Genomic DNA, 25381 nt, shown 5'->3' on the forward strand with positions numbered 1-25381 from the left:
CGACATGGCGCACCGGCCTCTTGGATCATGCGGGTCATGGGTGAGTCGGATGAGTCGGCATAACACCGAACTGGCGGAGTTCCTGCGCGTCATGCGGGCACGCGTACGGCCGGAGGACGTCGGTCTGCCGGCGGCGGGCCATCGCCGTACGCCGGGTCTGCGGCGCCAGGAGGTCGCCCAGTCGGCCGCCATCAGTGTCGAGTGGTACACCCGTCTGGAGCAGGGCCGGGTGGGCTCGCCCGGCACCGCCGTCCTCGACGCCCTGGCGCGAGCCCTGCGGATGTCGGAGTCCGAACGGCACCACCTGCACCTGATCGCGCGGGGAGAGGCCCCGCCGTCCCGCCACCGGCCCGCACCGGTCGGGGCCGACCTTCAGGAGCTCCTGGACGGGATGCCGCTGCTGCCCGCCTACATCGTGGACTTCCGCTTCGACGTCCTGGCCCGGAACGAACCCGCGGCGGCGTTGTTCGGCGCGGACTTCGGCAGCGGTGAGACCGCCAACGTCGCCCGCATGCTGTTCCTCGTGCCGCGGATCCGCGAGATGCAGCTGGACTGGACCAGGATCGCCAGAGAGACCGTCGGGAACCTGCGCGCCAACCTCGCGCGCCACCGCGCCGATGCCCCGCTGCGCGCGCTGATCGGCGAGCTGCGCCATCACAGCGAGGAGTTCTCGGCCTGGTGGAACGACCACACCGTGCAGGAACGCACGCACGGTACGAAGCGCGTCCGCCACGAGGTCGGAGGTGACCTGACGATCCGCTACACCACCCTGGCCACACTCGACAACTCCGACCAGTACCTGATCGCCGTCACTCCGGCCGACGCGGCGGCGGAACAGGCGCTGCGCAAGATCGTCTCCTCTCGCGCCGGCGTGCTCGCCCGGACGGCGAGGGCGGTGAGCTGAGTCGCGACGCGCGGCGGAACATGTGGCGATCGTCCCATCTGAGCTCCTCGTCCGGCTCGTACGCCACCGGGCCGGTAGGGTATTACCGAATGTGATTCGATTCGGCGGTTGGGGTGGGGGAATGGGCGGCTTCGCGGCGGCCACGACCGTGCGACGGGTGGCGGAGGGACGCTACGCCGTCGACCTGGACGGGGACTTCGGCATCGGAGAAGCGATCAATGGCGGCTACGCGATGGCGGTGATGACGCGCGCGGTACTCGAGGAGTCCTCGCACCCGCACCCCGTCGCCACCAGCGCGAGCTTCCTGCGCGTGTCGAAGGCCGGGCCCGCGGAGGTCCGGGTCGAGCCGCTGAAGGCCGGGCGTACGGCGGAGGTGGCACGCGTCACGCTCGTACAGAACGATCAGGCCCTGGTCGAGTCGCTCATCACCACCGGAACCCTCGACGGTGACGCCGCTCCCGTTTACTCGGTGGAGCAGGAGAAGCTTCCGCCGATCGAGGAGTGCCCGGAATTCCCGTCGAACAACGGCTTCGCCCGCCAGATCGACCTGCGGTACGACCCGGCCACCATAGGCTGGCTCGACGGGCGGCCCAGCGGGGTTCCCGAGATGCGCGGGCATCTCCGGATGCGCGAGCCGTACGAACCCGACGGGATCCTCCTCGCCCTCGCGGTCGACGCCCTACCGCCGGTGGTGCTCAACGCCGGCGCGAGTGGCTGGGCGCCGACCGTGGAGCTGACGTGGCACATGCGGGCCGTTCCCACGCCGGGCTGGCTGGCTCTCCACGGCCGCGCCCGGCTGGTCAGCGACGGGTGGTTCGACGAGGAGGTGGAGGTCTGGGACTCCGCCGGACGGCTCGTCGCGCAGAGCCGCCAGATCGCCCGCGTCGGCCGCGGCCGCTGACGCCCTCCGCGCCGACTGCCGACGCCCTCCGCGCCGGCCGCAGCCGCCGCCACCGGCTGCGGCCGCTGACGCCGTCCGTCCCGGCCGCAGCCGCCGCTGACACCTTCCCCCCGCCGTCGACACCGCCCGCGGTCACTGCCGCCGTCCGCGTCGACCACGGCCGCGAGGGCGCTCCGCGTCGGCCGCGTCTCCTGGGTTTCTCTGGTCCGGAAGCGGGCGTCGTAAAGGGCCGGAAATCACAGTGTGATGTGCGGCGCATCCACCCGGCGATCAGCTCATGGTCTCTTAGCCTGTTGGGATCATGTCTGACGCGCCAATCGGAATCTTCGACAGCGGGGTCGGCGGGCTGACCGTCGCCCGCGCCATCCTCGACCAGTTGCCGAACGAATCCGTGTTGTACGTCGCCGACACCGCGCGGTTCCCGTACGGCCCGAAGACGATCGCCGAGGTGCGCGCCTACGCCCTCGAAGTGCTCGACCACCTCGTGGCCGAGGGCGTGAAGATGCTCGTGATCGCCTGCAACAGCGCCAGTTCCGCGGTGCTGCGCGACGCCAGGGAGCGCTACGACGTCCCGGTCGTCGAGGTGATCCTGCCGGCCGTGCGCGCCGCCGTCAGCGCCAGTCGTACGGGTCGCGTGGGGCTGGTGGCGACTCGTGCGACCGTGACCAGCCGGTCATATGATGACGCGTTCGCCGCTGCGCCTCATGTGACACTGACAAGTGTGGCGTGTCCGCGTTTCGTAGAGTTCGTGGAGCGGGGCATCACCATGAGCGACGAACTCCTCGACGTCGCGCGAGGCTATCTCGAGCCGATCCTCGACGCGGGGTGCGACACACTCATCCTCGGCTGCACGCATTACCCGTTGCTGGCCGGTGCCATCTCATATGTCGCCGGTGACGGGGTAACCCTCGTATCAAGCGCCGACGAGACCGCCAAGGACGTCTACCGGGTGTTGCACGACCGCCGCCTGGCCCGTGCGGAGGGCTCCCCGGAGCCCCGCCACCGGTTCCGGGCGACCGGAGACCCGGCGCCGTTCGGCGTCCTCGGCCGCCGCTTCCTCGGCCCGGAGATCGGGCTCGTCGAATCCGCCCCGGTCAGCGGTATGCATACGGTTTAAGGAGGTCGTGGTGCGGCTTACGGTCATTGGGTGTTCTGGCAGTTTTCCCCGACCCGACAGCCCGGCATCCTGTTACCTGGTCGAGGCCGACGGCTTCGCGATGCTCCTCGACCTCGGCAGCGGCTCGGTCGGGATGTTGCAACGTCACCACCCCTTTCTCGACATCGACGCCATCTGCGTCTCCCATCTCCATCCAGATCACTGCCTCGACCTGTGCGTCTACTGGATCGCCCGGACGTTCGCGCCCCATGGGAAACAGCCGGTGATCCCGGTCTACGGACCCGCCGGCGCCGCCGAGCATCTGGCCGGCGCCTACGGGCTCGATCCGGAGCCGGGCATGCGGGAGACCTTCGACTTCCACACGCTGCGACCCTCGACCTTCACCATCGGGCCCTTCACCGTGACGACGGCCCAGATGAACCATCCCGTGGAGACCTTCGGGTTCCGCATCGAGCACCAAGGCGGCACGGTCGCCTACTCCGGAGACACCGCGGAATCGAGCGCCCTGATCGAACTCGCCCGTGACGCCGACCTCTTCCTGTGCGAGGCCGCCTGGATCGAGCGCCCCGACCTGCCCCTCGCCGCGCAGCACCTCACCGCGCGCCAGGCCGCCGAGCACGCCGCGAAGGCCGACGCCGACACCCTCGTCCTCACCCATCTTCTGCCGTGGAACGACCCGGCGCTGTCTTTGTCGGAGGCGAAGGACAGCAGCTTCCGCGGCAGGATAGAACTCGCCCAGCCGGGCGCCGTCTACGAGATCTAGGAACGAACAGACGCGGTACCCGGCTCGGCGTTCCCGTTCACCCCAGGGCTATCGCCGCGTTCGAGTATCGGGTCTCTCCGGTGACCTCCCGCTCGTAACGGAGGAAGTCCGGAAGGGGCACCTCCTCGGCGAGGCGGTCGATCTCGACCTCCAGGAGGAGGCATCTCCTGGTCACGGGTTGCTGGATGTCGTCGAGTTCGAAGAATCGCCCCTGCCAGGTGAAGCAGTGGCGGTCCTTGATGATGATCTGCCGCGTGGGGTCGCGTCGGAGGCGCAGTCGCTCGTATTCGCCGGCGTCGATCTCCTTCTCGATCACCTCGCGGGTGCCCTTGCTCAACGGGCGGAGGTGGGCGTAATGGTAGCTGTCGACTCCGTCGCGCCGGCTCCGCCGGATTCTCTCCTCTTCGGCGCCGTCCGCCTTGAGGTAGATCTGTTCGAAACCTATTACCGTCGCGGAGCGCAGAAGGGGATGGTTCCAATCGGGTGTGGCCGCGAGGAGGAACTTCCGTTCGATCTCGATGGGCATCGGCACTCCTGTGTCTGATCGCGTGGGCGGAGGGTCCAGGCTAAGCTCGATGACGACGTGGTGGACGAGGGCCTGACGAGAGGGCGATACTTGCGGATCACCGTGGTCGGTTGTTCGGGCAGCTTTCCCGGGCCGACGAGTCCCGCGTCGTGCTACCTGGTCGAAGCGGACGGCTTCGCACTGCTACTCGACCTGGGGAACGGCGCCTTGGGGGCTTTGCAGCGCCATATCGACCTTTATGCGATCGACGCGATCCTGCTCTCGCATCTGCACGCCGACCATTGTCTCGACCTGTGCGGTTACTACGTCGCCCGCAAATACGGCGCCGGGGGTCCTTGGCCACGCATCGACGTTCACGGGCCCGCGGGCACCGCCGAACGGATGGCCCGCGCGTACGACCTTCCGCTCGATCCCGGGATGAACGAGGTGTTCGACTTTCGCACCCTGCGTCCCGGGACGCTGCGGGTCGGACCGTTCACCGTGACGGCCGCACGCGTGAACCACCCCGTCGAGGCGTACGGCTTCCGGCTGGAGCACCAGGGGAGGACGCTGGCCTACTCCGGCGACACGGGGGAGTCCGACGCGCTCGTGACGCTCGCGGAGGGCGCCGACCTCCTGCTCGCCGAGGCGTCCTTCCTCCAGGAACGGTACGACCCGACGCAAGGGCACCTGACCGGCAGGCAGGCGGCGGAACACGCGGCACGGGCCGGCGTCGGGCGGCTGGTCCTCACCCACCTGGTGCCCTGGAACGATCCGGCCACCGTCCTGGCCGAGGCCGGCGCGGGCGGATTCCGCGGCGAGATCGAGCTGGCCCGCCAAGGCGCCGCCTACGACCTGTGACGCGCGTACGACCTGTGACCCGTGCGGCGCGTACGAGGTGTGACGCGCGGCGGATATGAGTTATGACGCGCGCGGCCGGTGCCTCGGTCCGCGGTCGACGTCCGTCGTACCCGCCGTTGAGGCGCCGGGGCCCTCCAAGGTCTGGATAGGGTTGGGCCCATGGCTCGCCCCGACGGTCGGTCAGCCGACCAGCTACGTCCCGTCCGCATCCAGCGTGGCTGGCTCTCCCACGCCGAGGGCTCCGTCCTGGTGGAGTTCGGCCGCACGCGGGTGCTGTGCGCCGCGTCCGTCCAGACCGGTGTGCCGCGCTGGCGCCGTGACTCAGGGCTCGGCTGGGTGACGGCGGAGTACGCCATGCTGCCGCGCGCGACCAACACCCGAAACGACCGCGAGTCGGTCAAGGGCAAGATCGGCGGCCGCACGCACGAGATCTCGCGTCTCGTCGGCCGCTCGCTGCGGGCCTGCGTCGACTACAAGGCGCTCGGGGAGAACACCATCATCCTCGACTGTGACGTGCTCGAGGCCGACGGCGGCACCCGCACCGCCGCGATCACCGGCGCGTACGTCGCCCTCGCCGACGCGGTCGCCTGGATGCGCGAGCGCAGGCTGGTCAGGTCCAGCCCGCTCGTCGGCTCCGTCGCGGCCGTCAGCGTGGGCGTCATCGACGGCGAGCCCCGCCTCGACCTGTGTTACGAGGAGGACGTCGCCGCCGAGACCGACATGAACGTCGTCTGCACCGGCGACGGCCGCTTCGTCGAGGTGCAGGGCACCGCCGAGGGCCAGCCGTTCGACCGTGCCGAGCTCGACGCCCTCGTCGACCTCGCGGCCGGCGGCTGCGCCGAGCTCACCCGCATCCAGCAGGAGGCACTCGGGTCATGAAGGTCGTGCTCGCCACCCGCAACCAGGGAAAGGTCGCCGAGCTGCGCCGGATCCTCGACGGCATCGACGTCGTCGGCCTCGAGGAGTTCCCGGACGCGCCGGAGGTCCCCGAGACCGAGCTGACGTTCGCGGGCAACGCCCTGCTCAAGGCCCGCGCGATCGCGGCGCACACCGGGCTGCCCGCCGTCGCGGACGACTCCGGGCTGTGCGTCGACGCCATGAACGGCATGCCCGGGGTGTTCTCCGCCCGCTGGGCCGGCCGGCACGGTGACGACCAGGCCAACCTCGACCTGCTCCTCGGCCAGCTGTCCGACGTCGCGCCCGAGCACCGGGGCGCCCGGTTCGTGTGCGCGGCGGCCATCGTCTGGCCGTCCGGCGAGGAGGACACCGTCGAGGCGCACATGGACGGTGTCATCATCGACGCGCCGCGCGGCACGAACGGCTTCGGCTACGACCCGATCTTCGTCCCCGAGGGCGACACCCGTACGAACTCCGAGCTGGGCCCCGAGGAGAAGGACGCCATCAGCCACCGCGGCAAGGCGTTCACCGCCCTCGCGGACCGCATCCGCACGCGGGCGGACCACGCGGGCTGAGGCCTCACCGGCTCGCGGCCCCCTCGTCGAGCGGCAGCGCGCTCCACGACGCTCGTGATCAGCGCCTCGACCTCCGCCTCGGGCAACACCTCCGGCAGGGTGAGCCGCTCCACGATCAGCCATTTCATCGCCGGATAGAGCGTGACCACCGTCGTGCCGTTCCCGGGCGGCCCGGAGTCCAGGTGGTAGGCGATGTTCGCCTCGACGTCGGCGCGGATGGTGCGGGTCAGCACCCTCGCGCGACTCGGGGCGGCGGGGGGCCTCCAGGCGTGGTCACCGGCCGACACTCGCACCTTCGCCAACGGCGCCCTCCTCCTGACCTGCACCAAGAAGTAGAGCTGGGCCGCTACAGGAGATCTGGTCGGTCCTCCGCCAGTGCCCGCTGCGCGGTCATCAGCCGCTCATGAAACTCGGCGGCCCGCCGCTCGCCCGGATACCGCTTCCGGAGAATGCGGTTCAGGTCCTGACCGCGATTGATGAGGTCGGTCAGGCTCCTGCGCTGGTACCCGAACGCCGTTATCGCCTCCTCGACCGCCGCGTCGAGATCGCCGCGACGCGCGTGTACGAGGCTGAGGTCGAGGCGGGCGTTGGCGACCCGCATCGGGGCGTTCGTGGTGCCGTCCGAGCGGGTGTGGCGGGCCAGGATTTCCCGGGCGTGCTCCTCGGCGCGGGCATCGTGGCCCTGCCACGCGTAGACGGTGGCGGCGTAGAAGATCCACTTAGTGTTGTCGAAGACGAAATGGTTGTCCGGGTGTACGGGGGTCGGCAGCTTGGCGAGCAGCGCAGCCCCCTGCTCGAGGGCCGCAGCCGCCTCCCGGCGGTGCTGCAACCGGGCGTGGGCCTTGGCCTCCTGCAGGGTGAGCTGGACCAGTGCGCTGCTGGTACCCGCAACGGCCTTGCCGCGCTCGGCGGCTTCGAGGACGTCCTCGTAGCGGCCCTCGGTCAGGGCGAACCAGGCCGCCATTTCGTGCGCCCACGCCTCGAGCTCACCGTGCTCGGCCTGTCTGCCCATCTGCAGAGCGCCAAGCCGTGCGGCCTCGGCGTGCTCGCGCTCGCCGAGGTCGTAATGCAGGCAGCCGAGCAGCGCGGCCAGCCAGCCGGCCTGGATGAGGATCTCGCGGTGCTGGGCGAGGGTCAGGCGTCCGTTCAGCAGGCCGAGGACGTATGAGAGTCGCTGTTTGACACGGTCGCGCAGGAGCCGCGCGGGCGTGTTGGGGTATGCGCGGCACAGCAGCTCCACCGCCTCCTGGATCGCCTCGACGGTGCCCGACCCGATGTGCGAGACGTCGGCGATCCTGGCCAGCTCCATGGTGCTGAACAGCTCGGCCTCGGTTCGCAGCGCGTCCTGAGGAAGGATGCGCGCGGCGACCATGCGCCGCTCCCGCTGCCTGCTCGGCGGGACGAAACCGAGCTCCTCCATCGACAACCCGGTCAGCTCCTCCAGAGCCTGGCGGTACGGCCGGTGCGGCCACAGCACCCCCCCGCGCTCCCAACGGCGGATGCGCTCCTCGTCGCACATCAGCCCCTCTGCGATGCCCGTCGGTGTGCCGTTCACGGCGGTCGCCATCTGGGCGCGACTCCAGCCGCCGTCGCCCTGTGCCTCCCGCCAAGCGGTGAGCTGAATATTCGGCGTTGTGCTCATTTCCGGCATTTAGTCCTCCACCAAAAAGAAGGGGAGAGAAGGAGTGTGGCTCGGGGGTCGTTACGTTTGGTGGAAACAGCTTCTCTTGCCGTTGGCAAACAAGCAACGGAGGCCGCCGTCAAGCGGCGGAGCAGGGAAGGTGCCATGGAGATCCCCCCGGAGAATCCGCACGGTGAAAGCGCAGGATTCGGGCGCGAAGCAAAACTCAGGCTCCTCGTCGAGCTCTGTGAAGAACTGGCCGGCTCGGGACTGTACGTCGGGCTGAGCGACGCCCGGCCGGCCCTTTCGGTCCGCGCCGGCCTCACCGGCGAACGGGTGTGGATCGAGGTCAGGAACGGGTCGTTCGTCTGGCGTCGTACCGATGAGGTGCGTCACGCGACGGACGACCCGGCGGGTGCGGCGGCCCAGATCACGGGGTATCTGGCCGGGCGGCCGGACCCACGGGCGTGAGCGAGAGCGCGCTGGGCGTGCTCCGCCGCAGATTCCCGGGAATGGTGATCTGGTACGGCTCGTACACCGGCTCCTGGTGGGCACTCGTGCCGCCTCCGGTGGGATGGCGGCTGGTGGAGGCGCTCGATCCGGAGGAGTTGACCAGGGCGATCCTCACCGCGACGACCTGGCCCTGGCCGCCGCGGTTCCGGCTCAATCCGCGAATGCGGGGCGGGCGGATGGCTCGGTAAAGCTTCGATGGCGGCTCTGGCAAAGCGTCATCATCCGGGATAAATCATCCTGAGATCGTCTCGTTCTCCGAGCCTTCCGGTCGCCACCGGTTCCCGGTGCGCAGGTGAGGCGGGGCGTTGTCGGGGGAACAAAGTTGCATAAGGCCCGCGAAAGGGGCGCGCCGACGGCGCGCGCCGACGGCGAAGAGGGCCTGCGCCACATGGACGAGTCCCGCTTCCAGCCGGGCACCCGTCGCCGCCGACCGGACCACTGCCCGCTCCTGGAAGAGGATCTGGGCGGGGCGGCCTAAGAGAGTGCACTCCATCTCGCGTGGAATGCCTGCCGCGCCGGCGATGGTGCCGGAGGCCGGCGGCCCGCGACGTCGATCAACCGGATAGGCGACCACGATGTGGATGTTCCGGCCCCTCGGGGTATATCGGCCGCAAAGCGACACGTTCCTGCTGGCCAGAGAGCTGTGCGGTGGCAGGCTGCAGGGCTCCCGGGTGCTCGACCTGTGCACCGGGACCGGTGCGCTGGCGATCGTCGCCGCGTACGCCGGCGCCGAAGCGGTGACGGCCGTGGACGTCGAGGGCCGCGCCGTCCTGACGGCGTGGATGAACGCCCGGCTGCGACGTGTGCCGGTGCGGGTGCTTCGAGGCGATCTGTTCGAGCCGGTCGCGGATGAGGTGTTCGACGTCATCGTGGCCAACCCGCCGTACGTGCCGAGCGCGGGCGCGCCGCGCGGCGTACGCGGCCGGGCGTTCGACGCGGGACGGCGGGGCCGGGCGGTGATCGATCGGATCTGCGCCCGCGTGCCGGGGACGCTGGCCGTCGGGGGAACGCTGTTGATGGTCCAGTCGGTGCTGTGCGGGGTGGAGACGACGCTGAACTCGCTGCGCGGCGGTGGGTTGAAGGCGTCGGTCGTCGCGCGGTGGAGGCAGCCGTTCGGGCCGGTGATGCGGTCGCGGGCGGCGTTCCTGGAGGAACAGGGGCTGATCCGCCCGGGTCAGCGACACGAGGAGTTGGTGGTGGTCCGTGCCGACCAGAGCTGAGCATCCGGACGGGCGACCCGGCCGGGAGCCGCGTCGCGTGGTCGTCGTGCCCGGCGGCCCGGTCCTCATCGAGGGGCCGGTGGAGCTGGTCACCGACGCCGGCACGACGTTGTACTGCGATCGTTTCGTGGTCGCCGTATGCGCGTGCCGGCGCAGCCGCCGGTACCCGCTGTGCGACACCAGCCACCGCCGCCGGCAGCGGGGATCAGGGGAGCGGGCGCCGCAGGGAGGTACGGCCTGATCGCCAGCACTCCAGCAGGTGATCGCTGAGCCGGTCCTCGAGATACGCGGTGGCCTGGATCCCGAGCACGACGTCGGCCGCCAGCTCCGGCTCCCGGGACAGCAGGTCGCCGATCACGTCCCGGCGCATGACCTGCTCGTGTACGGCGTCGGCCTCGATATGCTCGGTGAAGAACCGCGTGCACTCCGGCCCCGCGCCCAGGCGGGTCAGGGCCCGCGCCATCCGGTCCGCGTTCGGCGGGGTAGTGATCTCCGCGGCGGCGAAGTGCCCGACGAGAGCCCCGCGCAAGGCCCGGTGCAGGCCGAACAGCGACATGAGGTTCACGGTGGCCAGCGTCCGGGCGGGCGCGTGATCCAGATAGTGGCCGTACCGGGAGTCCAGCCCGGCGCCGTCCAAGAGGTCCGCGAACAGCTTGGCGTGCATCCGCTCGCCCCGCCCGCCGCCGAACTCGTCGAACTCGACGGCGACCAGCGCCGCCTTGCTCTCGCCGCGCAGCCGCGGGATCACCCACGCGTGCGGATCGGCCTCCTTCAGGTGGTAGATCGAGCGATGCGCCAGGTACTCGCGCATCTCCCACCACCGCCCCGCGTCGAGCAGGTGGTGCGAGACGCCGTAGGCGTCGGGGTCCTCGACGAGCAGCCCGCCCAGCGCGGTCCCCGCGTCGGTCCCCCCGGGGCACACCGCGCGCAGGGCCGGCAGGAGGCGATCCTCCAGCCGCCGCCGTAGCCGCAGCAACTCCGGATCCCACTCCCAGCGCGGGTCCACCCCGTCGAACCCGCGATAGTGCAGCTCGTAGCAGACGTACAGCGCCAGGTGCAGATCCTCGCCGAAGGGCTCGGCGGCACGGACCGCCTCCGGCGACGCCGTCGGCGGCGGCCCGCCGGCCAGCGCGACCGTCACGGTCTCCGACAGGGGCCCGCGCGGCTCGGGCATCGTGGCCTCCAGCGTCATGGGATCTCCTTCGTCGGCCCCATGACCAGGGCGTTGCGCTTCCCGATTCCCTCGCTTCGCTCGGTCATGGGACCTCCGTCACGTCCTCTCGGCATGGGCCGGCCGTCTGTTCGGCGAGCACGTCCACCACCGCGCCCAGGCCGTACGCGGCGGCGGCGCGCTGGCGCAGCGCACCGGAGCCGTGCCGCGCCAGCCAGGCGAGGACGGCGCGTACGCGCGCGAGGTCGCCCGACGCCTCGAGCGCCGGGCGGACCCGGTCGAGCATCTCCCGGAGCAGCCGCGTCGCCGGTACCGCGCGTTCCTCGACCGGATGCACCCCGGGACCGTCGAGGCCGTACCGGGCCGCCGTCCACGTCGCGGCGGCGCAGAGCTGGTCGTCGACGGCGGGTGCCTCCCGGCCCCGCCGCAGGTCGGACAGGGCCGTACGGATCAGGGCGCGGACGAGGGCCGCCTGCAGCACCGCCTCGTCGACGGTGGTGGCGGCGTCTCCGGCACGGACCTCGACGGTCGGCAGCCGCGGCGACGGCCGGGCGAGCCAGAAGGACATGCGCTCGTCGATGAGCGCGCCGGCCTCGACCAGCCGAGCCACCTGCCGGTCGTAGGCGGCGGCCGAGGGGAACCACGGCGGCACCCCGGAGCCGGGGAAGCGCGCCTGATCGAGCATCCGCCAGCTCTGGTACCCCGAGTCCCGGCCGTGGTCGAACGGTGAGTTCCCCGCCAGCGCCACCAGCGTCGGCAGCCAGGGCCGCAGGTGGTTGACCACCGCGATCGCCGTCTCCCGGTCGGCCACGCCGGTGTGCACGTGGCACCCGCACGCCTGGTAGTCCGCCACCACGCCGGCGTACCGTTCGGCGATCTCCGCGAACCGCTCACCGGGGGCCACCGGGACGGCGTCCCCGGGCAGCACGGCGGTCCCCGACGAGATCAACCGCGCGCCCTCGGCGTCCGCCGCGACGGCGAGCCGGCGCCGGCCGTCGCACAGTTGGTCGCGCAGGGCGTCCAGCGTGGTGCAGGTTCCGGTCGCGGCCTCGACCTGGGCGGTGAGCAGCTCGCCGTACAGCCCGCCGCCGGGCGTGAGATCGACGCCGGCCTCCGGGGCGCGGGCCAGTACGGCCGCCGCCCGCGGCACGGTCCGCCGCGTCTCCGCGTCCACGAGGAGGAACTCCTCCTCCACGCCCACGGTCACCCCGTCGTCGAGGCCGTACACCGGCCCGTCCCCCATGCCGATGCCATTCCCGGTGCGGCGGCCCGCTAACGGTTCGCCAAGGAATGACCCTCACGGTCGACACCGGGGCCGGAGGTCCTCAGCCGGTGGCGGCGGCGAGGGCGGCGCGCAGGTCCGCCGCCGCCCCGCGGTCGCCGCACACGCGGACCGCGTCGTCGCCCCGGCGGCCCCACAGCCACAGGTAGACGGCGGCCGGATCGCCGATCACCACGGCGTCCGCGTCATCGGGCAGCTCGGCGGTCACCTCGGCGGACGCGGGGCCGAAGGTCACCCGCCATACCCGGGATCCGGCGGCGACACCGACGGTACGGGCGGCCGCGGGCCGCCCTCGGCCGCCGCGGCCGAACCGCTGGACGAGGTAGAGCGACAGGACCTCGTCGGCGCCGTCGGCGGCGAACTCCGCGTCGACCGGGCCGATCGGGCCGTACGCCGCCTCGACGTCGACCCGGTGCACGGTGGTCTCGTGCGCCATCCGCCGCCACCAGAAACCGACGGTACGGTCCTCCGGGGACCACGTGTCGCAGGGTTCGTCCGGAGACCGCCGGCCGAGCTCGTCGTGCAGGTCGGCGGCGCCCGCGCGGAACCAGCGGATCACGTCGCCGTCGTCCGGTCGGCGGTCCCAGTCCTCGGGCCGGCGCTGCGCGCGCACCCAGTCGATCACCGCGCGGTGCACGCTGCCGAGGTGCCGGACGACCTCGCCGACGTTCATACCGGGGCAGGTGGGGACGGGCGCGCCGAGGTCGCGATCGGCGGCGAACGCGGCGAGGTGCGCGCTCTCGGCCCGCAGCCGGGTGAGGAAGTCGGAGGGCTCCATCGGGACAAGCCTGACCGGTCGCGCGGACTCCGTCAAAGACCGTGACAACCGATCGGCCCGGAGGCGGGGTTGATGGGGGTGTACGGAAACGAAGGGATCTTGCCATGACCGATCGCAGACGCCGCCGGACCACCTTGACCCTCGCGGGGGCCGGCGCGGCCGTCGCCGTGCTGGCGGGGGTGTGGGCGGGCGGCACCGCCCTTGCCGGGGGCTCGGGCCACGGGGTGAAGAACGTCGCCGACTCCTCCCGGGTCGCCCCGACCCCGACCTCTCGGCAGCCGGTGCCGGTGCAGCCCTCTCCCCGGCCGACCCGGAGCACTGAACCCCGGCCCGTGCCGACGGACGTACCGCGTCCCGTGCCGACGTGCGCGACCACCGCGCGGCCGCAGCCTCGGCCGACGAGCACCGCGCGGCCGGAGCCCCGGCCGACGAGCACCGCGCCGGTCCCGGCGAAGCCCCATCCGACGCCCACTTCGACGGCCCGGCCGTCGCACCGGCCCGTGGCGGCGACGCCGGTGCCCTCCTACTGCCCGCGCCCGAAGGCAGTGGGGTAGGCGGGACACTGTCCATCCTGAGCCGAGAGGAGGCCCGCGGAGTGAGTGGAGACGAGCTCACGTTCGACGAGTTCGTCATCGCCTCCGCGGGGCGCCTGCTGCGCACCGCGGTGTTCCTCGTCTACGACCGCCACCTCGCCGAGGACCTCCTTCAGATCACGTACGAGCGGGTCGCGCGGCGGTGGACGCGGATCCTGCGCGGCGGGCACCAGCCGGAGGCGTACGCGCGGAAGGTGCTCGTCAACCTGGCCATCGACCACCACAAACGCCGCAGGAGGCGACCCGATCTGCCGGTCGGCGGAACGATCGACGTCGATCGCCTGACCGGGGCGCGCGAGGCGCACGACGCGGCGGGAACCCCGCTCGACGACGTCCTCGCGGCCCTGCCCGTCAAGCAGCGGGCCGTGGTGGTGCTGCGCTACTGGTGTGATCTCAGCGAGCAGGAGATCGCGGAGGCGCTCGGCATCTCCCGGGGAACGGTGAAGAGCCACACGTCACGGGCGATGACGGCGCTACGGCGGCAACTGGCGGAGGAAGGAGCGGCTCATGAGCGATGATCTCGACGCCCTGCTCCGCGACCACTACCGGCGCGCGGCCGAGGGCGTCCGGCCGGACGCCGAGCTGATCGACCGGCTCCGGAACACCGCGCGGCCCGCGCGGGCCGTTCCCGGGTGGCCGCGGATGCTGCTCGCGGCGGCGGCGGTCGCGGCGATCGCCCTGGTCACATGGGGCCTGCTCCGGCCGGATCACCCGGCCGAACCGAGCGATCACAGCGTGCCGGTCGCTCCGCCGTCCGCGACGACCGTGGTGACACCCTCGCCGGAGCCGTCGGTGCGCCCGGTCCGTCCGAGGCAGCGGGCCACGAGGCCAGAGCGGCGCACCCCGTCGGCCCGGCCGACCCCGCGGCCTACCCGCACCGCGGCCGGGACGCCGAGTCCGTCGTCCACGGTGAGGTCGTCTTCGGCCCCCCGGCCGACGGGACGGTGATCTGCCACAATCATGTGGATGACCACAGTCATCATGGTGATCGTCGTGGCCGTCGTCATCCTGGCCGGGGTGGGCATCGGCCAGGTCGCGCGATCGAGGACGGAGCCGCAGGTGCCGGTGCTCCTGTCGCCGACCGCGGTGCCCGCCGTGACGGCGGTGACGCCCGGTTAACGGCGGCGATGCTCGGCTGACGGCGGCGGCGCCCGGCTGACGGCGGCGATGCTCGGCTGACGGCAGGGGCGCCCGGGCTAACGGCAGGGGACGTGCAGCCGGACAATGGTGCCCGTCGGGCCGGTGCGCAACTGGACCAGCGCGCACAGCATGCGAACGCCCCACAGCCCGAATCCCGACAGGGACGCGGGATCGGGGGGCACGAAGCCGGGGACCGGGTCCGGCTGCCAGTGGCCCGCGTCGGTCACCTCGACGATCAGGTCGTCGTCCTCCCGCCACAGCTGGCAGCCGATCGGATGGCGGCCGTGCCGGATCGCGTTGGTGGCCACCTCCGTCGCCGCCACCAGGAGGTCGTTCACCCGGGGGCGGGACATGCCGTGATGGCGGGCGTGGCCGGCGAGGAACGAGCGCAGCGTGCTCAGGTCGTCGTCGTCGATCGGTAGCCGGACCGCGCCGGGCGGCGGGGGCGGCAGGGGATCGCGGTCGACGCGCGCGCGGACGGTGGCCGGGTCGAGGTAGGCGTCGTTGCAGCGGGGGCAGGTCCCCTCGACGATCTGGGGGTGGGTGCGCAGCGCCCCGTCGAGCAGTCCCCGATGCGTGGTGCGCCGGTCGTACAGGCACAGCACCGAGGCGCTGACGTCGGCGAACGCCTCGTTGATGATCGACTCATACCTCGTCCACTCGGCGATCTCAGCCGGCGTCCCCGTCTCCCAGCCCGGCTCCGCGACCACCCTGACCCGGGCGGTGGCGTTCTCGGCGATGAACGAGCTGTAGTTGGCGATCGTGCGCGTCGGCTGGACGTACCAGGAGGCGGAGTCGGCGAACTCGACGGCGTCGGAGTCGGCGCCCAGGGCCTGACGCAGGCAGGAGAGACTGGGGGCCGTGCCGACGGTCAGCACGGCCTCGCCCGCGCCGAGCCCCTCCTGGAGGAACGGCACGACCGTGTCCAGGATGTCCTTCTCGTTGTCGTACATCAGGATCTGATGGATGAGTTGCGTCATCGGGCCTCACCGTCGCCGATCTCCAGCCAGGGCAGCAGCCGGCTGCTTACCAGGTCGACGACATCCGTCAGGTAGATCGAGGGATTGTCGAGGACCACCCGCGCACCGAGGTGCATTGCCGCGCCGGCCATCATGCTGAGCGCGCCGAGGTCGATGAACCGCAGGTCGGTGAGATCCAGGTGCACCTCGCCGCCCCGATCGACGACCTTCCGCAGCGACTCGCCGAACACGGCGTGCCGCGCGCCGTCCAACTCGCCGCTGAGCCGGAGGCCACGGGGATGGAACGTCGGGGTGATGCTCAGCACTCCGTCGTCGAAGTAGGGATCGGCGCCCACGAGCACCTCGTGCCTCTCCTTCAGCGCGGTGAGTTCCTCAGGCGTGCAGGAGCGCGCGTCGACCTGGCAGATCGCCATCGCCATCGTGCTGGGCGAGATCGCCGCGTCCACCCGCGCCTCGCACTCCAGGAGGCCGTCGCGTCCGCTCTCCTGCCGGAAGGCCCACGTCATGTCGACGGTGACCCGGACACCGCGGAACCGTTCGGTCTCCGCCCGGTCGAGGGCCTCCCGCAGCGTCGTCGTCATCCGCGCCGGGTCGAACACCCCGCGGGTCAGGCAGGTCTCCGCCTGCGGGAGGATCGCCAACTGCCCGCTGCGCAGATAGGTCTCAGGCTCCAGCCGGTAGCGCGCCCGCAGGTCGGGAAGATCCCGCGCGCCGGCGTCGGTGATGTAGATGACCTTGTCGGAACCGGCCAGTCCGTCACGGAGGAAGGCTCCGATGACGTGGTCGTGCTCCTCCTGGTCGGCGTAGGAGAACCAGGCGTGGTCTCCGGGAAGCAGCTCTCCGACGGATCTTCGGGCGAACCAGGGCTCCATGTGCCTCCTCCCGCGCTACGTCGGCAGGTGGCCTCTACCATACGGCGAACGACACAGCGTGACGACGATTTCACGAATCCCACTGTCATTGAAACTTGCAGTGAATATGTCAGTCACCTGTTGTGTGCGGTGAACCGGCCGTACCGGCCGCGATGGTAGAGCAGGGGAGCGCCCGGCGGGCCGACGCCGGTCTCGACGACCAGGCCCACCACGAGCCAGTGATCTCCCATCGCGACCGTGTCGTACGGCTCGCACAGCAGGTGGGCCGCGGTGCCGTTCAGGATCGGCACCTCACCCGGCCCCGGGCGCCAGGAGGCCGGTGGGGCGAAGCGGCCACCGCCGGGCCCGGCGAACCGGGACGCGATCTCCGTCTGGTCGGTGGCGAGCACGTTCACCGCGAACGTCGCGGCGTCGCGCAGGTGCGGCCAGGCCGTCGAGGCGCGTCCCACGCAGAACGACACCAGCGGCGGGTCGAGACTGACCGAGGTGAACGATGTGGCCGTGAGGCCCACCGGGCCGGGACCGGTCACGACCACCACCCCGGCGGCGTGCCGGCCCACGGCCCGCCGGAAGCTCGCGCCATCGACCACCGGTCGCTGGCTCACGCGCGTGCCCATCGACTTCGCCTCCGAACCGGGTCACCGGACTGCTTCGGGGAGCCGTACGGCGGCGGCCCATCCGGCCAGGACCTCGTCCAGGCGGTCGATGTCGGCCTCGACCACGGCGAGCCCCGGGGTGGGAACGGTCGCGCCGAGCTCGACGAGGAGAGGCCGCAGGTGCACCTCGACCGCGAGCGCGTGCCGGGGCGACCCCATCACCAGGAGCGGCAGCGCCGTCACGCCGGCCAGGGACGGCACCCGGTCGAGGAACGACTTGAGCAGGCCCGTGTAGGTCCCCTTGTACGTAGGGCTGGCCACGACGAGCAGGTCCGCCGAGGTCACCCGCGACACCGCCTCGTCCAGGAGCGGGCCCGGGTCCCGGCTCAACAGGCGATCGGCGAGCTCGGTCAGGTCCACGGTCTCGGGCCGGACGCCCGGCGCGATGGCCCGCGCGACCCGGTCGGCGACGGCGTGCGTGCGCGACGCCGGGCGGGGGTTGCCGACCAGCACGACGACCTTCGGGCCGCGGCGCCCGGGAACCTCGTCCGGGCCCACGGCCGGCCGGCCGTTCAGAACCTCGCCCCGCTCGGTCATGCGGCCACCTCCCGGAGTCCGCGGCGGGTCAGCTCGGGCAGGACGCCCTCGCCGAACCAGTACGCCTCTTCCAGGTGCGGGTAGCCGGAGAGGACGAACTCGTCGATGCCGAGCGCGGCGAACTCCTCGATCCGCTCGGCCACCTGGGCATGGCTGCCGACCAGCGCGGTGCCGGCACCGCCGCGGACCAGGCCGACGCCCGCCCACAGGTTCGGGTGGATCTCCAGGTCGTGGCTGGACCCGCCCTTGCGGAAGGTCTCGTGCAGGGTGCGCATCCGCTGCTGGCCGACCGACTCGCTGCGGGCCAGGTTCTGCTGCGCGGCGGTGATCTCGGCCGGGTCGAGGTCGTCCAGCAGCCGGTTCGCGGCCGTCCAGGCGTCCTTGGCCGAGTCACGGGTCACGACGTGCAGCCGGATGCCGAACCGGAGCGTACGGCCCTCCCTCGCGGCCAGCTCCCGCACCCACTCGATCTTCTGGCGCACCTGCTCAGGTGGCTCGCCCCAGGTGAGGTAGACGTCCGCGTGCCGCGCCGCCACGGGCCCGGCGGCGCCCGACGACCCGCCGAAGTACAGGCGGGGCGCCGGGTCGGGCGCCTCCCGTACGGTGGCGCCCTCGATCTCGTAGTAGTTGCCGGAGAAGTCGAACGGGGTGCCGCTCCAGGCGCCCCGCAGGACGGTCAGGAACTCGTCGGTGCGCGCGTAGCGTTCGTCGTGGCCGAGGTGGTCGCCGAAGCGCGCCTGCTCGGCGGTCTCCCCGCCGGTGACGATGTTCAGCAGCAGCCGTCCGCGGGACAACCGCTGGTACGTCGCGGCCATCTGCGCGGCGAGCGTCGGCGACAGCAGACCCGGGCGGAAGGCGACCAGGAACTTCAGCCGCTCGGTCTCCCGCGTCAGCGCGGCGGTGGTCAGCCAGGCGTCCTCGCAGAGCGTTCCCGTGGGCGTCAGCACGCCCTCGAAGCCGAGCTGTTCGGCGGTGCGGGCGATCTGCGCCAGGTACTCGATGTCGGGTTCGCGCTGCACACCGCGTACGGCGGCGCCATGGCCGCCGCCGACGAGCGTGCGGCCGTCGCCGCTGGTGGGCAGGAACCAGTGGAATGCGGTCACGCTGTCATGGTCGACGAGTATTCTAACAAAGTCAACCAATAAAGTAGGGATATCTTCCGTGGGGCGGAGGCGTCAGCTCCGCCGTGTCGCGCGCGCCGTGCGCTCACGGAGCCGGGTGACCGCCTCGTCGAGGAAGCCGAGGAACGCCGTCAGCGCGGGCGGGGCCGTCACCCCGGCGGGTGTCGCGGCGTACACCCGGCGCACCGGCGCGTCATCGGGATGCAACGGCACCAGGGCGATGTCCGGCCGGGCCGCGCCGGCCGCCAGCGACGGGATGAGCGTCACCCCCAGACCCGCCGCCACCATCCCCTGCTTGGCGATCCACTCGCCGACGACGTAGGTGATCCGGGGGCGGAACTCCCGATGCGGCGTCGCGCTGATCAACGTGTCCTCCGGGCGGGACCGGCCCGCGATCCAGTCCTCGTCCGCCAGCTCGGCGAGCCGTACCTCCTGGCGCCCGGCCAGGCGGTGGCCCGGGTGCACGGCCACGAGCATCGGATCGTCGAGCAGGTGGCGCAGCCGCAGGCCCTCGAAGTCCTCCTCGGTGTCCGCCGTCACGATGGCCAGGTCGAGCTCGCCGGCCCCCAGCCGCTCCGCGTGGTGGCGGGTCAGGCCGTCGGACAGCGAGACCGACACCCGCGGATGCGCGGCGCGGAACGCGGCCATCGCCTGCGGCACGAGCGCGGCGTCGGCGGTGGCGAACGCGCCCACCCGGAGTCGGCCGGCCGCCAGGTCCCGCAGCGCCCGGAGATCGCCCCGGGCGGTCCGGAGACGTTCGATGATCGCCGAGGCGTGCGGCAGCAGGCACCGGCCCTCCTCCGTGAGCCGCACGCCACGGGGCAGGCGGTCGAACAGCGCCGCGCCCAGCCGGCCTTCCAGAGCGGAGATCTGCCGGGAGACCGCCGACTGGGTGTAGCCGAGCGCCTCCGCCGCGCCCGTGAAGGACCCCCGCCGAGCGACCTCCTGAAAGACCACGAGGAGATCGGTGTCCATCCAGCCATGCTAGAGCCGCATGCCTTTAATGCGAAACATTCGCTGGTGGAATGCGTCGCCGGCTCCTAACGTCTTCACCGTGATCGCCTTTCTCGGACTCGGGCGCATGGGAGCGCCACTCGCCCGGCGGCTGCTCGCGGCCGGGCACGACGTGACCGTCTGGAACCGCACCGCCGAACGGGCCGCGCCGCTGGGCGCGGCCGGAGCCGCCATCGCGGCGACGCCCGCCGAGGCCGTCCGCGCCGCCGACGTCGTCATCACGATGCTGGCGGACGCGCCCGCCCTCGAGGCGGTGGCCGCGCGGATCGCTCCGGCGATGCGGCCCGACGCCTGCCTCGTCGAGATGTCCACCGTCGGGCCGGCGGCGGTCCGCGCGCTCGCCGCGCGGGTGCCCGCCGTGGTCGACGCGCCGGTGATGGGCAGCGTCGACCGTGCCGCCGACGGCACCCTCACCGTGCTGGCCGGCGGCGACGTCGACCGGGTCGCGCGGATCCTCGCCGTCTTCGGCACCGTCGTACGGTGCGGGGAACTCGGAGCGGGGGCCGCGCGGAAGATCCTGCTCATCAACGCCGCCATCGGGGCCGTGGCGCTGACCGCGGACCTGACCGAGCTCGCCACCCGGCTCGGCGTCCCCGACCCGCTCGCCCTCCTCGCCGAAGGACTTCTCGCCGGGGCCGTCGCCCGGCTCCGCGCCGAGGAGGCCGACTTCCCGCTGCGGCTGGCCGCCAAGGACGTCGGGCTGGCGCTGGACGTCGTGACGCTCCCCGTGCTCGTGGCCGTACGGGAAAGGCTGCTGCGCGCCTCCGACCAGGAGGCCGACCTGCGAAAGGTACTGAAGTGACGACCTTCGACAACCCCGCCACCGTCCCGGCTCCGCCCGCGGGCAGGTACTCCCACGTGGCCCGGATCGAACTCGGCGACAAGACGATGCTCGTCCTGTCCGGCCAGGTGGCGATCGACGCCGAGGGCAGGCTCGTCGGCGCGAACGACATGCGGGCCCAGGCCGACTACGTGCTGGACGTGATCGAGAAGATCCTCGCGGCGCATGGCGCGACGCTCGGCGACGTGGTCAACATCCGGACGTTCGTCACGGACCTGGACCGGCTCCGAGAGTACGCCGAGGCGCGGCTGCCGCGGTTCACCGGCCCGCCCCCGACCAGCACGACCGTGGAGGTGTCCCGGCTGTTCGTCCCCGGGGCGCTGCTCGAGATCGAGGTGACCGCGATCGTCTGAACCACCGGGCGCCGAGGCGCTGCCCGCGCCTCGGCGCTCTCCGATGCCCTTTGCCAGGACTTTACTGTCTTAGCCTTGACTCAGACAGTCAGGGGCTGCTGCCTGGGGTTCCTCGGAAATCGAGCTTTACTGTCTTTGGCACTTGTTGCTGAAATTGCCAGAAATTTGGGGTCTTTTGGTGTTGTCGGGCGTCATGTGAAGATTCCTGCGTCGTACCCCCCGCCGGCTCTGAGGAGAGCACATGCGACGACGCGTCACCGGGACCCTCATGGGTGGGCTGATCCTCGCCCTGGTCCCATTCCTGTCCGGCCCCGCCTCCGCCAGCCCGACCGCCGCCACGAGCGCGGCCGCGCCCGCGGCACCGGTGGTCCAGCACCCGTTCCACCACGCCTGCTCGACTCCGCGAGCGGGCCGCGCGAGCTGCAACGCCCTCGTCCGCAGTGACGTCGCCACCAGCGCCGCCACCGTACGCGCGGCGGCCGCCGCCCCGTCCGGCCTCTCACCGGCCAACCTGCAGAGCGCCTACAAGCTGTCGACCAGCGGCGGCTCCGGCCAGACCGTCGCCATCGTCGACGCCTACAACGCCCCCACCGCAGAGGCCGACCTGGGCGTCTACCGGAGCCAGTACGGCCTGCCGGCGTGCACGACCGCCAACGGCTGCTTCAAGAAGGTCGACCAGAACGGCGGCACGTCCTACCCGTCCACGGACGGCGGCTGGGCGCAGGAGATCTCCCTCGACCTCGACATGGTCTCCGCCGTCTGCCCCAACTGCAAGATCGTCCTGGTCGAGGCGAAGTCCGCGTCGTTCGCCAACCTCGGCGCCGCCGAGAACACCGCCGCCAAGCTCGCCAACGTCATCAGCAACAGCTACGGCGGCTCCGACGCATCGGACTCCAGCTACGGCTCGTACTACAACCACCCCGGCAAGGCGATCACCGTCAGCTCCGGTGACAGCGGCTACGGCGTCGAGTACCCGGCGTCCTCGCACTACGTCACGGCCGTCGGCGGCACCTCGCTGAGGACCGCGAGCAACAGCCGCGGCTGGACCGAGACCGCCTGGAGCGGCGCGGGCAGCGGCTGCTCGTCCTACAACACCGCCCTGTCCGGCCAGTCCAGCTTCAACACGGGCTGCTCCCGCCGCGCCGTCGCCGACGTCTCCGCGGTCGCCGACCCGAACACCGGCGTCGCCGTCTACGACAGCACCGCCTACCAGGGCCAGAGCGGCTGGATGGTCTTCGGCGGCACCAGCGTCGCCGCGCCGATCATCGCCGGCGTGTACGGCCTGGCCGGCAACGCCGCCAGCATCGACAACAACTACCCCTACACCCACTCCGGCTCGCTGTTCGACGTGACCTCGGGCAGCAACGGAAGCTGCTCCCCGTCGCAGCTCTGCACTGCCCGCACCGGCTGGGACGGTCCCACCGGCCTGGGCACCCCGAACGGCACCGGCGCCTTCTAGCGGTCTGGTGAACGGCGGGCCCGGCACGCACGACGCCGGGCCCGCCGTCGCTTTCCGGGGAGGACGGGGCGGCGATCCCGGGGTGTCCCTGCGTCCGTAATGCCGGTAAACCCGAGATAGCTTCAGATACCACCGAGTACGATGATCATCGCGAGCCGACCAGAGCCGATCGGCGACCGATGAGGGGGTGGGCGGCCGTGACCGACGCGGACAGCACGGCGACCGGCCGGGCGGACCAGCGCGACGAGCAGGCCCCACCGGGCATCGACGTACGGACGCCCAGCCCGGCGCGGATCTACGACGTCTTCCTCGGCGGCAAGGACAACTACGCCGCCGACCGGGCGGCGGCCCAGGTCGCCATCGAGGCCGGACCCGACATCCCCCGCGCCGCCCGGGAGAACCGCGCGTACCTCGGCCGGGCCGTACGCTTCGCCGTCGAGAGCGGCATCCGGCAGTTCGTCGACCTCGGCACCGGCCTGCCCACCCAGGGCAACGTCCACGAGGTCGCCCAGTCACTCGCCCCGGACGCCCGCGTCGTCTACGTCGACAACGACCCCATCGTCCTCGCCCACGCGCGGGCGCTGCTGCCGCCGTCCAAGACCACGACCGTCATCCAGGCCGACTTCCGCGAACCCGCCGCCATCCTCGACCACCCGAAGACCCGGTCACTGATCGACCTCGGCCGGCCGGTCGCCGTGCTCATGCTCGCGGTCCTGCACTTCGCCGCCGACGACGAGGTCCGCGCCACCATCGCGACCTTCCGCGAGGTGATGGCCCCCGGCAGCCTCCTGATCCTGTCGCACAGCACCACCGAGGGCCACCCGGAGACCGGCGACCAGGCCGCCGGCGCGTGGAAGAACGCCACCGCCCGCCTGCGGAGCCGCACCCAGAAGGAGATCGAGGCCCTGTTCGACGGCTTCGACCTGCTCGACCCCGGCGTCGTCTGGGTCCCCCAGTGGCGCCCCGATCCGGACGCGGAGGACGGCACCCGCTGGATGTACGCCGGCGTCGCCCGCCGCCCGTAGCCCTGTCCGCGGCCACATCGTGGGCGGGGCCGATGACTTCGTCGCTGAATCAGTTGAGTCGTTCCCGCACTGTCCGCGCCTCTTCCCGAGCAGTCTGGGCGGCAGCCTCGTTCCCCAACCGCTCCTCGACCTCGGCACATCGCTCGAGGCTGGTCGTGAGGTCGCGGAGTGCGGTGGGCGTCTCACCGTAGGTGTCGAGGATGCGGCGGGCGATCTGGAGGGCCTCGGTGTAGGCGGTGCGGGCGGCGTCGGCGTCTCCGCTGTCGCGGGCGGTGTCGCCGACGTTGTTCAGGCTGGTCGTGAGGTCGCGGAGTGCGGTGGGCGTCTCACCGTAGGTGTCGAGGATGCGGCGGCGTAGTTCGAGGGCTTCGATGTAGGCGGCTCTCGCCGCGTCGACGTCCCCGCTGGCGCGGGCGATGTCGCCGACGCGGTTCAGTGTGACGGACAGGTCTCGGAGTGCGGCGGGAGTGTCTCCGTAGGTTTCGAGGATGCGGCGGTGGAGCCGGAGAGCCTCGGTGTAGGCGGTCTTCGCCGCGTTGAGGTTTCCCGTATCACCGGTGGCTCTGCCCACCTTGCCTAGGCTGACGGACAGATCGCGGAGCGCGGTGGGGCTGTCTCCGTAGGTGTCGAGGATGCGACGGGTGATCGCGAGGGCTTCGGTGTAGGCGGTCTTCGCCGCGTTGACGTCTCCGGCGCCGCGGGCGGTGTCGCCAACGCGGTTGAGGGTGATGGAGAGGTCGCGGAGCGCGGTGGGGCTGTCTCCGTAGGTGTCGAGGACACGACGGGCGATGTCGAGCGCCTCCGTGCAGGCGGTGCGGGCGGCGTTGAAGTCTCCGGTATCGCGGGCGACGTCGCCGACCCTGGCGAGGGTGATGGAGAGGTCGCGGAGCGCGGTGGGGCTGTCTCCGTAGGTGTCGAGGACACGACGGGCGACCTCCAGCGCTTCGGTGTAGGCGGCGCGGGCAGCGTTCAGATCACCGGTGGCGCGAGCGATGTCGCCGACGCGATCGAGCGTGACGGACAGGTAACGGAGCACGGCGGGAGTGCCCTTATAAGTGCTCGGGATTCGGCGGAGCAGGCCGAGGGACTCCGCGAAAGCGGTCGCTGCGGCGTCCAGTTCCCCTATCTCGCGGAGAACATCCCCTTCATTGACCAACGCGGCTGCGAGCTGCTCCGAAGCGTCAGAGGATGGACGGACCCCACTGGTCGCCGCACGAGCTAGGGCGACAAGAGCACGGCGCGCCGACAGCGCGGTCCGCATGTCCTGTCGGCGTTCAGCCAGCCTGGCGATGCGCTCGAGCAGTTCCTGGCGTAGCGCGTGATCCTCCGTAGACAGCAGAGCCAGTGCGCGTTCGGCATGATCGGTCGCCGCGCCGTCGTCTTGCGCCGCTTCCGCGGCGCGGCTCGCCCAGATCAGCGCGGTGGTCACATCCTGGACACTCGTACGCGAGGTGACCAGGGCCAATGCGTGATTCGCCAGCGCCGGTCGGCGGTCCGGTGCTGATCCTGCACTTCGGGATGACCGGCTCGCTGTCCTGGCATTCGCCGGACGAGCCACCGCACCCGCACGACCGCGTCATCTGGAGTCTCCGCGACGGCGAGCTCCGCTTCCGGGACATGCGCTGCTCCGGCACAAAGAAGTGCTACCCGCGCTGCCCGAGAATATGAAAAATCCTCCGAAC

General features: G+C 71.7%; 34 protein-coding genes and 1 pseudogene. 22 read left to right on the forward strand and 13 right to left on the reverse strand.

The genetic code is table 11. The annotated features are described in order from the left end of the window. Positions 1–49: 49 nt before the first annotated feature. The 4 genes from AB0K82_RS04125 to AB0K82_RS04140 all read left to right on the forward strand — a co-directional run bounded on the left by AB0K82_RS04125 (position 50) and on the right by AB0K82_RS04140 (position 3685). The gene (locus AB0K82_RS04125; protein WP_364392486.1) at positions 50–904 is read left to right on the forward strand and encodes a helix-turn-helix transcriptional regulator; all 855 of its coding nucleotides are present in this window, start codon (positions 50–52) and stop codon (positions 902–904) included. A 157-nt stretch (positions 905–1061) separates the two neighbouring features. After that, positions 1062–1805, forward strand: coding sequence for a thioesterase family protein (locus AB0K82_RS04130; RefSeq protein ID WP_364392488.1), 744 nt, complete (start codon positions 1062–1064; stop codon positions 1803–1805). A gap of 301 nt (positions 1806–2106) precedes the next feature. Further along, positions 2107–2922, forward strand: coding sequence for a glutamate racemase (murI, locus tag AB0K82_RS04135; protein ID WP_364392490.1), 816 nt, complete (start codon positions 2107–2109; stop codon positions 2920–2922). Between the two features lie 10 nt (positions 2923–2932). After that, the gene (locus tag AB0K82_RS04140; RefSeq protein ID WP_364392492.1) at positions 2933–3685 is read left to right on the forward strand and encodes an MBL fold metallo-hydrolase; all 753 of its coding nucleotides are present in this window, start codon (positions 2933–2935) and stop codon (positions 3683–3685) included. Positions 3686–3722: 37 nt separating this feature from the next. On the opposite strand, the gene AB0K82_RS04145 is transcribed toward AB0K82_RS04140, so the two are convergent. After that, positions 3723–4211 (reverse strand): hypothetical protein, encoded by a 489-nt coding sequence (locus AB0K82_RS04145; protein WP_364392494.1) that lies wholly within the window; start codon positions 4209–4211, stop codon positions 3723–3725. A 90-nt stretch (positions 4212–4301) separates the two neighbouring features. On the opposite strand from AB0K82_RS04145, the gene AB0K82_RS04150 reads away from it, so the two are divergent. The 3 genes from AB0K82_RS04150 to rdgB all read left to right on the forward strand — a co-directional run bounded on the left by AB0K82_RS04150 (position 4302) and on the right by rdgB (position 6523). Beyond that, a complete protein-coding gene (locus AB0K82_RS04150; protein WP_364392496.1) occupies positions 4302–5051 on the forward strand; it encodes an MBL fold metallo-hydrolase in 750 nt (249 codons plus the stop codon). A 159-nt stretch (positions 5052–5210) separates the two neighbouring features. Further along, positions 5211–5930 carry a ribonuclease PH gene (gene rph / locus AB0K82_RS04155; RefSeq protein WP_364392498.1) on the forward strand — a complete coding sequence of 240 codons (720 nt, stop codon included), beginning with the start codon at positions 5211–5213 and terminating at the stop codon, positions 5928–5930. Continuing rightward, a complete protein-coding gene (gene rdgB / locus AB0K82_RS04160; protein ID WP_364392500.1) occupies positions 5927–6523 on the forward strand; it encodes an RdgB/HAM1 family non-canonical purine NTP pyrophosphatase in 597 nt (198 codons plus the stop codon). Before rph ends, rdgB begins: the two co-directional genes overlap by 4 nt. 101 nt (positions 6524–6624) lie before the next feature. Here the strand turns inward: rdgB and AB0K82_RS04165 are convergent. After that, positions 6625–6756 (reverse strand): annotated as a pseudogene (locus AB0K82_RS04165) (TetR/AcrR family transcriptional regulator); the annotation flags it as partial. On the opposite strand from AB0K82_RS04165, the gene AB0K82_RS04170 reads away from it, so the two are divergent. Further along, positions 6716–6859 (forward strand): hypothetical protein, encoded by a 144-nt coding sequence (locus AB0K82_RS04170; protein ID WP_364392735.1) that lies wholly within the window; start codon positions 6716–6718, stop codon positions 6857–6859. The pseudogene AB0K82_RS04165 and the gene AB0K82_RS04170 sit on opposite strands and share 41 nt — an antisense overlap. 10 nt (positions 6860–6869) lie before the next feature. Here the strand turns inward: AB0K82_RS04170 and AB0K82_RS04175 are convergent, their stop codons facing one another. Next, positions 6870–8165, reverse strand: a complete 1296-nt coding sequence (locus tag AB0K82_RS04175) for a hypothetical protein (protein WP_364392502.1) — start codon at positions 8163–8165, stop codon at positions 6870–6872. A 144-nt stretch (positions 8166–8309) separates the two neighbouring features. On the opposite strand from AB0K82_RS04175, the gene AB0K82_RS04180 reads away from it, so the two are divergent. The 5 genes from AB0K82_RS04180 (at position 8310) to AB0K82_RS04200 (ending at position 10118) form a co-directional block, all read left to right on the forward strand. Continuing rightward, entirely contained in the window at positions 8310–8615 is a 306-nt protein-coding gene (locus AB0K82_RS04180) for a hypothetical protein (RefSeq protein WP_364392504.1), read from the forward strand. After that, positions 8612–8845 (forward strand): hypothetical protein, encoded by a 234-nt coding sequence (locus AB0K82_RS04185; protein ID WP_364392506.1) that lies wholly within the window; start codon positions 8612–8614, stop codon positions 8843–8845. The genes AB0K82_RS04180 and AB0K82_RS04185 overlap by 4 nt, the downstream gene beginning before the upstream one ends. A 134-nt stretch (positions 8846–8979) precedes the next feature. After that, positions 8980–9135 (forward strand): hypothetical protein, encoded by a 156-nt coding sequence (locus AB0K82_RS04190; RefSeq protein ID WP_364392508.1) that lies wholly within the window; start codon positions 8980–8982, stop codon positions 9133–9135. A gap of 103 nt (positions 9136–9238) precedes the next feature. Beyond that, positions 9239–9877 (forward strand): HemK2/MTQ2 family protein methyltransferase, encoded by a 639-nt coding sequence (locus AB0K82_RS04195; protein ID WP_364392510.1) that lies wholly within the window; start codon positions 9239–9241, stop codon positions 9875–9877. Next, positions 9861–10118: a CDGSH iron-sulfur domain-containing protein gene (locus AB0K82_RS04200; protein WP_364392512.1), complete on the forward strand. Its 258-nt coding sequence runs from the start codon at positions 9861–9863 to the stop codon at positions 10116–10118. The genes AB0K82_RS04195 and AB0K82_RS04200 overlap by 17 nt, the downstream gene beginning before the upstream one ends. Here AB0K82_RS04200 and AB0K82_RS04205 read toward each other — a convergent pair. The 3 genes from AB0K82_RS04205 to AB0K82_RS04215 form a co-directional block, all read right to left on the reverse strand. Continuing rightward, a complete protein-coding gene (locus AB0K82_RS04205) occupies positions 10083–11069 on the reverse strand; it encodes an iron-containing redox enzyme family protein (RefSeq protein WP_364392514.1) in 987 nt (328 codons plus the stop codon). The two genes, AB0K82_RS04200 and AB0K82_RS04205, sit on opposite strands and share 36 nt — an antisense overlap. 64 nt (positions 11070–11133) lie before the next feature. Next, a complete protein-coding gene (locus AB0K82_RS04210; RefSeq protein ID WP_364392516.1) occupies positions 11134–12291 on the reverse strand; it encodes a glutamate--cysteine ligase in 1158 nt (385 codons plus the stop codon). An 82-nt stretch (positions 12292–12373) separates the two neighbouring features. After that, on the reverse strand, positions 12374–13108 hold the full coding sequence (locus AB0K82_RS04215; protein ID WP_364392518.1) for a maleylpyruvate isomerase family mycothiol-dependent enzyme: 735 nt from the start codon (positions 13106–13108) through the stop codon (positions 12374–12376). Positions 13109–13212: 104 nt separating this feature from the next. On the opposite strand from AB0K82_RS04215, the gene AB0K82_RS04220 reads away from it, so the two are divergent. The 4 genes from AB0K82_RS04220 to AB0K82_RS04235 are packed head-to-tail and all read left to right on the forward strand — an operon-like array spanning position 13213 to position 14820. Further along, complete coding sequence (locus AB0K82_RS04220; RefSeq protein ID WP_364392520.1) at positions 13213–13662, forward strand: hypothetical protein; 450 nt, start codon at positions 13213–13215, stop codon at positions 13660–13662. Positions 13663–13703: 41 nt separating this feature from the next. Beyond that, a complete protein-coding gene (locus AB0K82_RS04225) occupies positions 13704–14219 on the forward strand; it encodes a SigE family RNA polymerase sigma factor (RefSeq protein ID WP_364392522.1) in 516 nt (171 codons plus the stop codon). Continuing rightward, the gene (locus AB0K82_RS04230) at positions 14209–14649 is read left to right on the forward strand and encodes a hypothetical protein (protein ID WP_364392524.1); all 441 of its coding nucleotides are present in this window, start codon (positions 14209–14211) and stop codon (positions 14647–14649) included. The genes AB0K82_RS04225 and AB0K82_RS04230 overlap by 11 nt, the downstream gene beginning before the upstream one ends. Positions 14650–14667: 18 nt before the next feature. Further along, complete coding sequence (locus AB0K82_RS04235) at positions 14668–14820, forward strand: hypothetical protein (protein WP_364392526.1); 153 nt, start codon at positions 14668–14670, stop codon at positions 14818–14820. Between the two features lie 77 nt (positions 14821–14897). On the opposite strand, the gene AB0K82_RS04240 is transcribed toward AB0K82_RS04235, so the two are convergent. From AB0K82_RS04240 to AB0K82_RS04265, 6 genes are all read right to left on the reverse strand, one after another. After that, on the reverse strand, positions 14898–15821 hold the full coding sequence (locus AB0K82_RS04240; RefSeq protein ID WP_364392529.1) for a sensor histidine kinase: 924 nt from the start codon (positions 15819–15821) through the stop codon (positions 14898–14900). Further along, positions 15818–16693 carry an MEDS domain-containing protein gene (locus tag AB0K82_RS04245; protein ID WP_364392532.1) on the reverse strand — a complete coding sequence of 292 codons (876 nt, stop codon included), beginning with the start codon at positions 16691–16693 and terminating at the stop codon, positions 15818–15820. Before AB0K82_RS04245 ends, AB0K82_RS04240 begins: the two co-directional genes overlap by 4 nt. A gap of 113 nt (positions 16694–16806) precedes the next feature. After that, positions 16807–17310 (reverse strand): flavin reductase family protein, encoded by a 504-nt coding sequence (locus tag AB0K82_RS04250; RefSeq protein WP_364392535.1) that lies wholly within the window; start codon positions 17308–17310, stop codon positions 16807–16809. 21 nt (positions 17311–17331) lie between these two features. Next, positions 17332–17886 (reverse strand): NAD(P)H-dependent oxidoreductase, encoded by a 555-nt coding sequence (locus tag AB0K82_RS04255; protein ID WP_364392537.1) that lies wholly within the window; start codon positions 17884–17886, stop codon positions 17332–17334. Continuing rightward, entirely contained in the window at positions 17883–18989 is a 1107-nt protein-coding gene (locus AB0K82_RS04260) for an LLM class flavin-dependent oxidoreductase (protein ID WP_364392539.1), read from the reverse strand. The genes AB0K82_RS04255 and AB0K82_RS04260 overlap by 4 nt, the downstream gene beginning before the upstream one ends. 72 nt (positions 18990–19061) lie before the next feature. Further along, positions 19062–19982 carry a LysR substrate-binding domain-containing protein gene (locus tag AB0K82_RS04265; RefSeq protein WP_364392541.1) on the reverse strand — a complete coding sequence of 307 codons (921 nt, stop codon included), beginning with the start codon at positions 19980–19982 and terminating at the stop codon, positions 19062–19064. Between the two features lie 79 nt (positions 19983–20061). On the opposite strand from AB0K82_RS04265, the gene AB0K82_RS04270 reads away from it, so the two are divergent. The 4 genes from AB0K82_RS04270 (at position 20062) to AB0K82_RS04285 (ending at position 23699) form a co-directional block, all read left to right on the forward strand. Beyond that, on the forward strand, positions 20062–20823 hold the full coding sequence (locus tag AB0K82_RS04270) for an NAD(P)-binding domain-containing protein (protein ID WP_364392543.1): 762 nt from the start codon (positions 20062–20064) through the stop codon (positions 20821–20823). Then, a complete protein-coding gene (locus tag AB0K82_RS04275; protein ID WP_364392545.1) occupies positions 20820–21215 on the forward strand; it encodes a RidA family protein in 396 nt (131 codons plus the stop codon). The genes AB0K82_RS04270 and AB0K82_RS04275 overlap by 4 nt, the downstream gene beginning before the upstream one ends. 241 nt (positions 21216–21456) lie before the next feature. Then, positions 21457–22674, forward strand: a complete 1218-nt coding sequence (locus AB0K82_RS04280) for a S53 family peptidase (RefSeq protein WP_364392547.1) — start codon at positions 21457–21459, stop codon at positions 22672–22674. 197 nt (positions 22675–22871) lie between these two features. Further along, a complete protein-coding gene (locus AB0K82_RS04285) occupies positions 22872–23699 on the forward strand; it encodes an SAM-dependent methyltransferase (protein ID WP_364392549.1) in 828 nt (275 codons plus the stop codon). Between the two features lie 49 nt (positions 23700–23748). Here the strand turns inward: AB0K82_RS04285 and AB0K82_RS04290 are convergent, their stop codons facing one another. Next, complete coding sequence (locus AB0K82_RS04290; protein WP_364392551.1) at positions 23749–25128, reverse strand: tetratricopeptide repeat protein; 1380 nt, start codon at positions 25126–25128, stop codon at positions 23749–23751. A gap of 35 nt (positions 25129–25163) precedes the next feature. Between AB0K82_RS04290 and AB0K82_RS04295 the strand changes: the two genes are divergently transcribed. Then, a complete protein-coding gene (locus AB0K82_RS04295; RefSeq protein WP_364392553.1) occupies positions 25164–25367 on the forward strand; it encodes a DNA-formamidopyrimidine glycosylase family protein in 204 nt (67 codons plus the stop codon). Positions 25368–25381: the final 14 nt, after the last annotated feature.

This window comes from Actinoallomurus sp. NPDC052274, assembly GCF_040679475.1.
Lineage (GTDB): Bacteria > Actinomycetota > Actinomycetes > Streptosporangiales > Streptosporangiaceae > Actinoallomurus > Actinoallomurus liliacearum.

What these genes read in the sequence shown, in the direction of transcription:
- AB0K82_RS04265 (WP_364392541.1), bottom strand. Translation starts at nt 19,982, where the DNA reads ATGGACACCGATCTCCTCGTGGTCTTTCAGGAGGTCGCTCGGCGGGGG.
- AB0K82_RS04210 (WP_364392516.1), bottom strand. Translation starts at nt 12,291, where the DNA reads ATGGGGGACGGGCCGGTGTACGGCCTCGACGACGGGGTGACCGTGGGC.
- AB0K82_RS04280 (WP_364392547.1), top strand. Translation starts at nt 21,457, where the DNA reads ATGCGACGACGCGTCACCGGGACCCTCATGGGTGGGCTGATCCTCGCC.
- AB0K82_RS04125 (WP_364392486.1), top strand. Translation starts at nt 50, where the DNA reads ATGAGTCGGCATAACACCGAACTGGCGGAGTTCCTGCGCGTCATGCGG.
- rdgB (WP_364392500.1), top strand. Translation starts at nt 5,927, where the DNA reads ATGAAGGTCGTGCTCGCCACCCGCAACCAGGGAAAGGTCGCCGAGCTG.
- murI (WP_364392490.1), top strand. Translation starts at nt 2,107, where the DNA reads ATGTCTGACGCGCCAATCGGAATCTTCGACAGCGGGGTCGGCGGGCTG.
- AB0K82_RS04245 (WP_364392532.1), bottom strand. Translation starts at nt 16,693, where the DNA reads ATGGAGCCCTGGTTCGCCCGAAGATCCGTCGGAGAGCTGCTTCCCGGA.
- AB0K82_RS04170 (WP_364392735.1), top strand. Translation starts at nt 6,716, where the DNA reads ATGTTCGCCTCGACGTCGGCGCGGATGGTGCGGGTCAGCACCCTCGCG.
- AB0K82_RS04220 (WP_364392520.1), top strand. Translation starts at nt 13,213, where the DNA reads ATGACCGATCGCAGACGCCGCCGGACCACCTTGACCCTCGCGGGGGCC.
- AB0K82_RS04235 (WP_364392526.1), top strand. Translation starts at nt 14,668, where the DNA reads ATGACCACAGTCATCATGGTGATCGTCGTGGCCGTCGTCATCCTGGCC.
- AB0K82_RS04175 (WP_364392502.1), bottom strand. Translation starts at nt 8,165, where the DNA reads ATGAGCACAACGCCGAATATTCAGCTCACCGCTTGGCGGGAGGCACAG.
- AB0K82_RS04255 (WP_364392537.1), bottom strand. Translation starts at nt 17,886, where the DNA reads ATGACCGAGCGGGGCGAGGTTCTGAACGGCCGGCCGGCCGTGGGCCCG.
- AB0K82_RS04145 (WP_364392494.1), bottom strand. Translation starts at nt 4,211, where the DNA reads ATGCCCATCGAGATCGAACGGAAGTTCCTCCTCGCGGCCACACCCGAT.
- rph (WP_364392498.1), top strand. Translation starts at nt 5,211, where the DNA reads ATGGCTCGCCCCGACGGTCGGTCAGCCGACCAGCTACGTCCCGTCCGC.
- AB0K82_RS04240 (WP_364392529.1), bottom strand. Translation starts at nt 15,821, where the DNA reads ATGACGCAACTCATCCATCAGATCCTGATGTACGACAACGAGAAGGAC.
- AB0K82_RS04180 (WP_364392504.1), top strand. Translation starts at nt 8,310, where the DNA reads ATGGAGATCCCCCCGGAGAATCCGCACGGTGAAAGCGCAGGATTCGGG.
- AB0K82_RS04195 (WP_364392510.1), top strand. Translation starts at nt 9,239, where the DNA reads ATGTTCCGGCCCCTCGGGGTATATCGGCCGCAAAGCGACACGTTCCTG.
- AB0K82_RS04250 (WP_364392535.1), bottom strand. Translation starts at nt 17,310, where the DNA reads ATGGGCACGCGCGTGAGCCAGCGACCGGTGGTCGATGGCGCGAGCTTC.
- AB0K82_RS04230 (WP_364392524.1), top strand. Translation starts at nt 14,209, where the DNA reads ATGAGCGATGATCTCGACGCCCTGCTCCGCGACCACTACCGGCGCGCG.
- AB0K82_RS04215 (WP_364392518.1), bottom strand. Translation starts at nt 13,108, where the DNA reads ATGGAGCCCTCCGACTTCCTCACCCGGCTGCGGGCCGAGAGCGCGCAC.
- AB0K82_RS04205 (WP_364392514.1), bottom strand. Translation starts at nt 11,069, where the DNA reads ATGACGCTGGAGGCCACGATGCCCGAGCCGCGCGGGCCCCTGTCGGAG.
- AB0K82_RS04295 (WP_364392553.1), top strand. Translation starts at nt 25,164, where the DNA reads ATGCGTGATTCGCCAGCGCCGGTCGGCGGTCCGGTGCTGATCCTGCAC.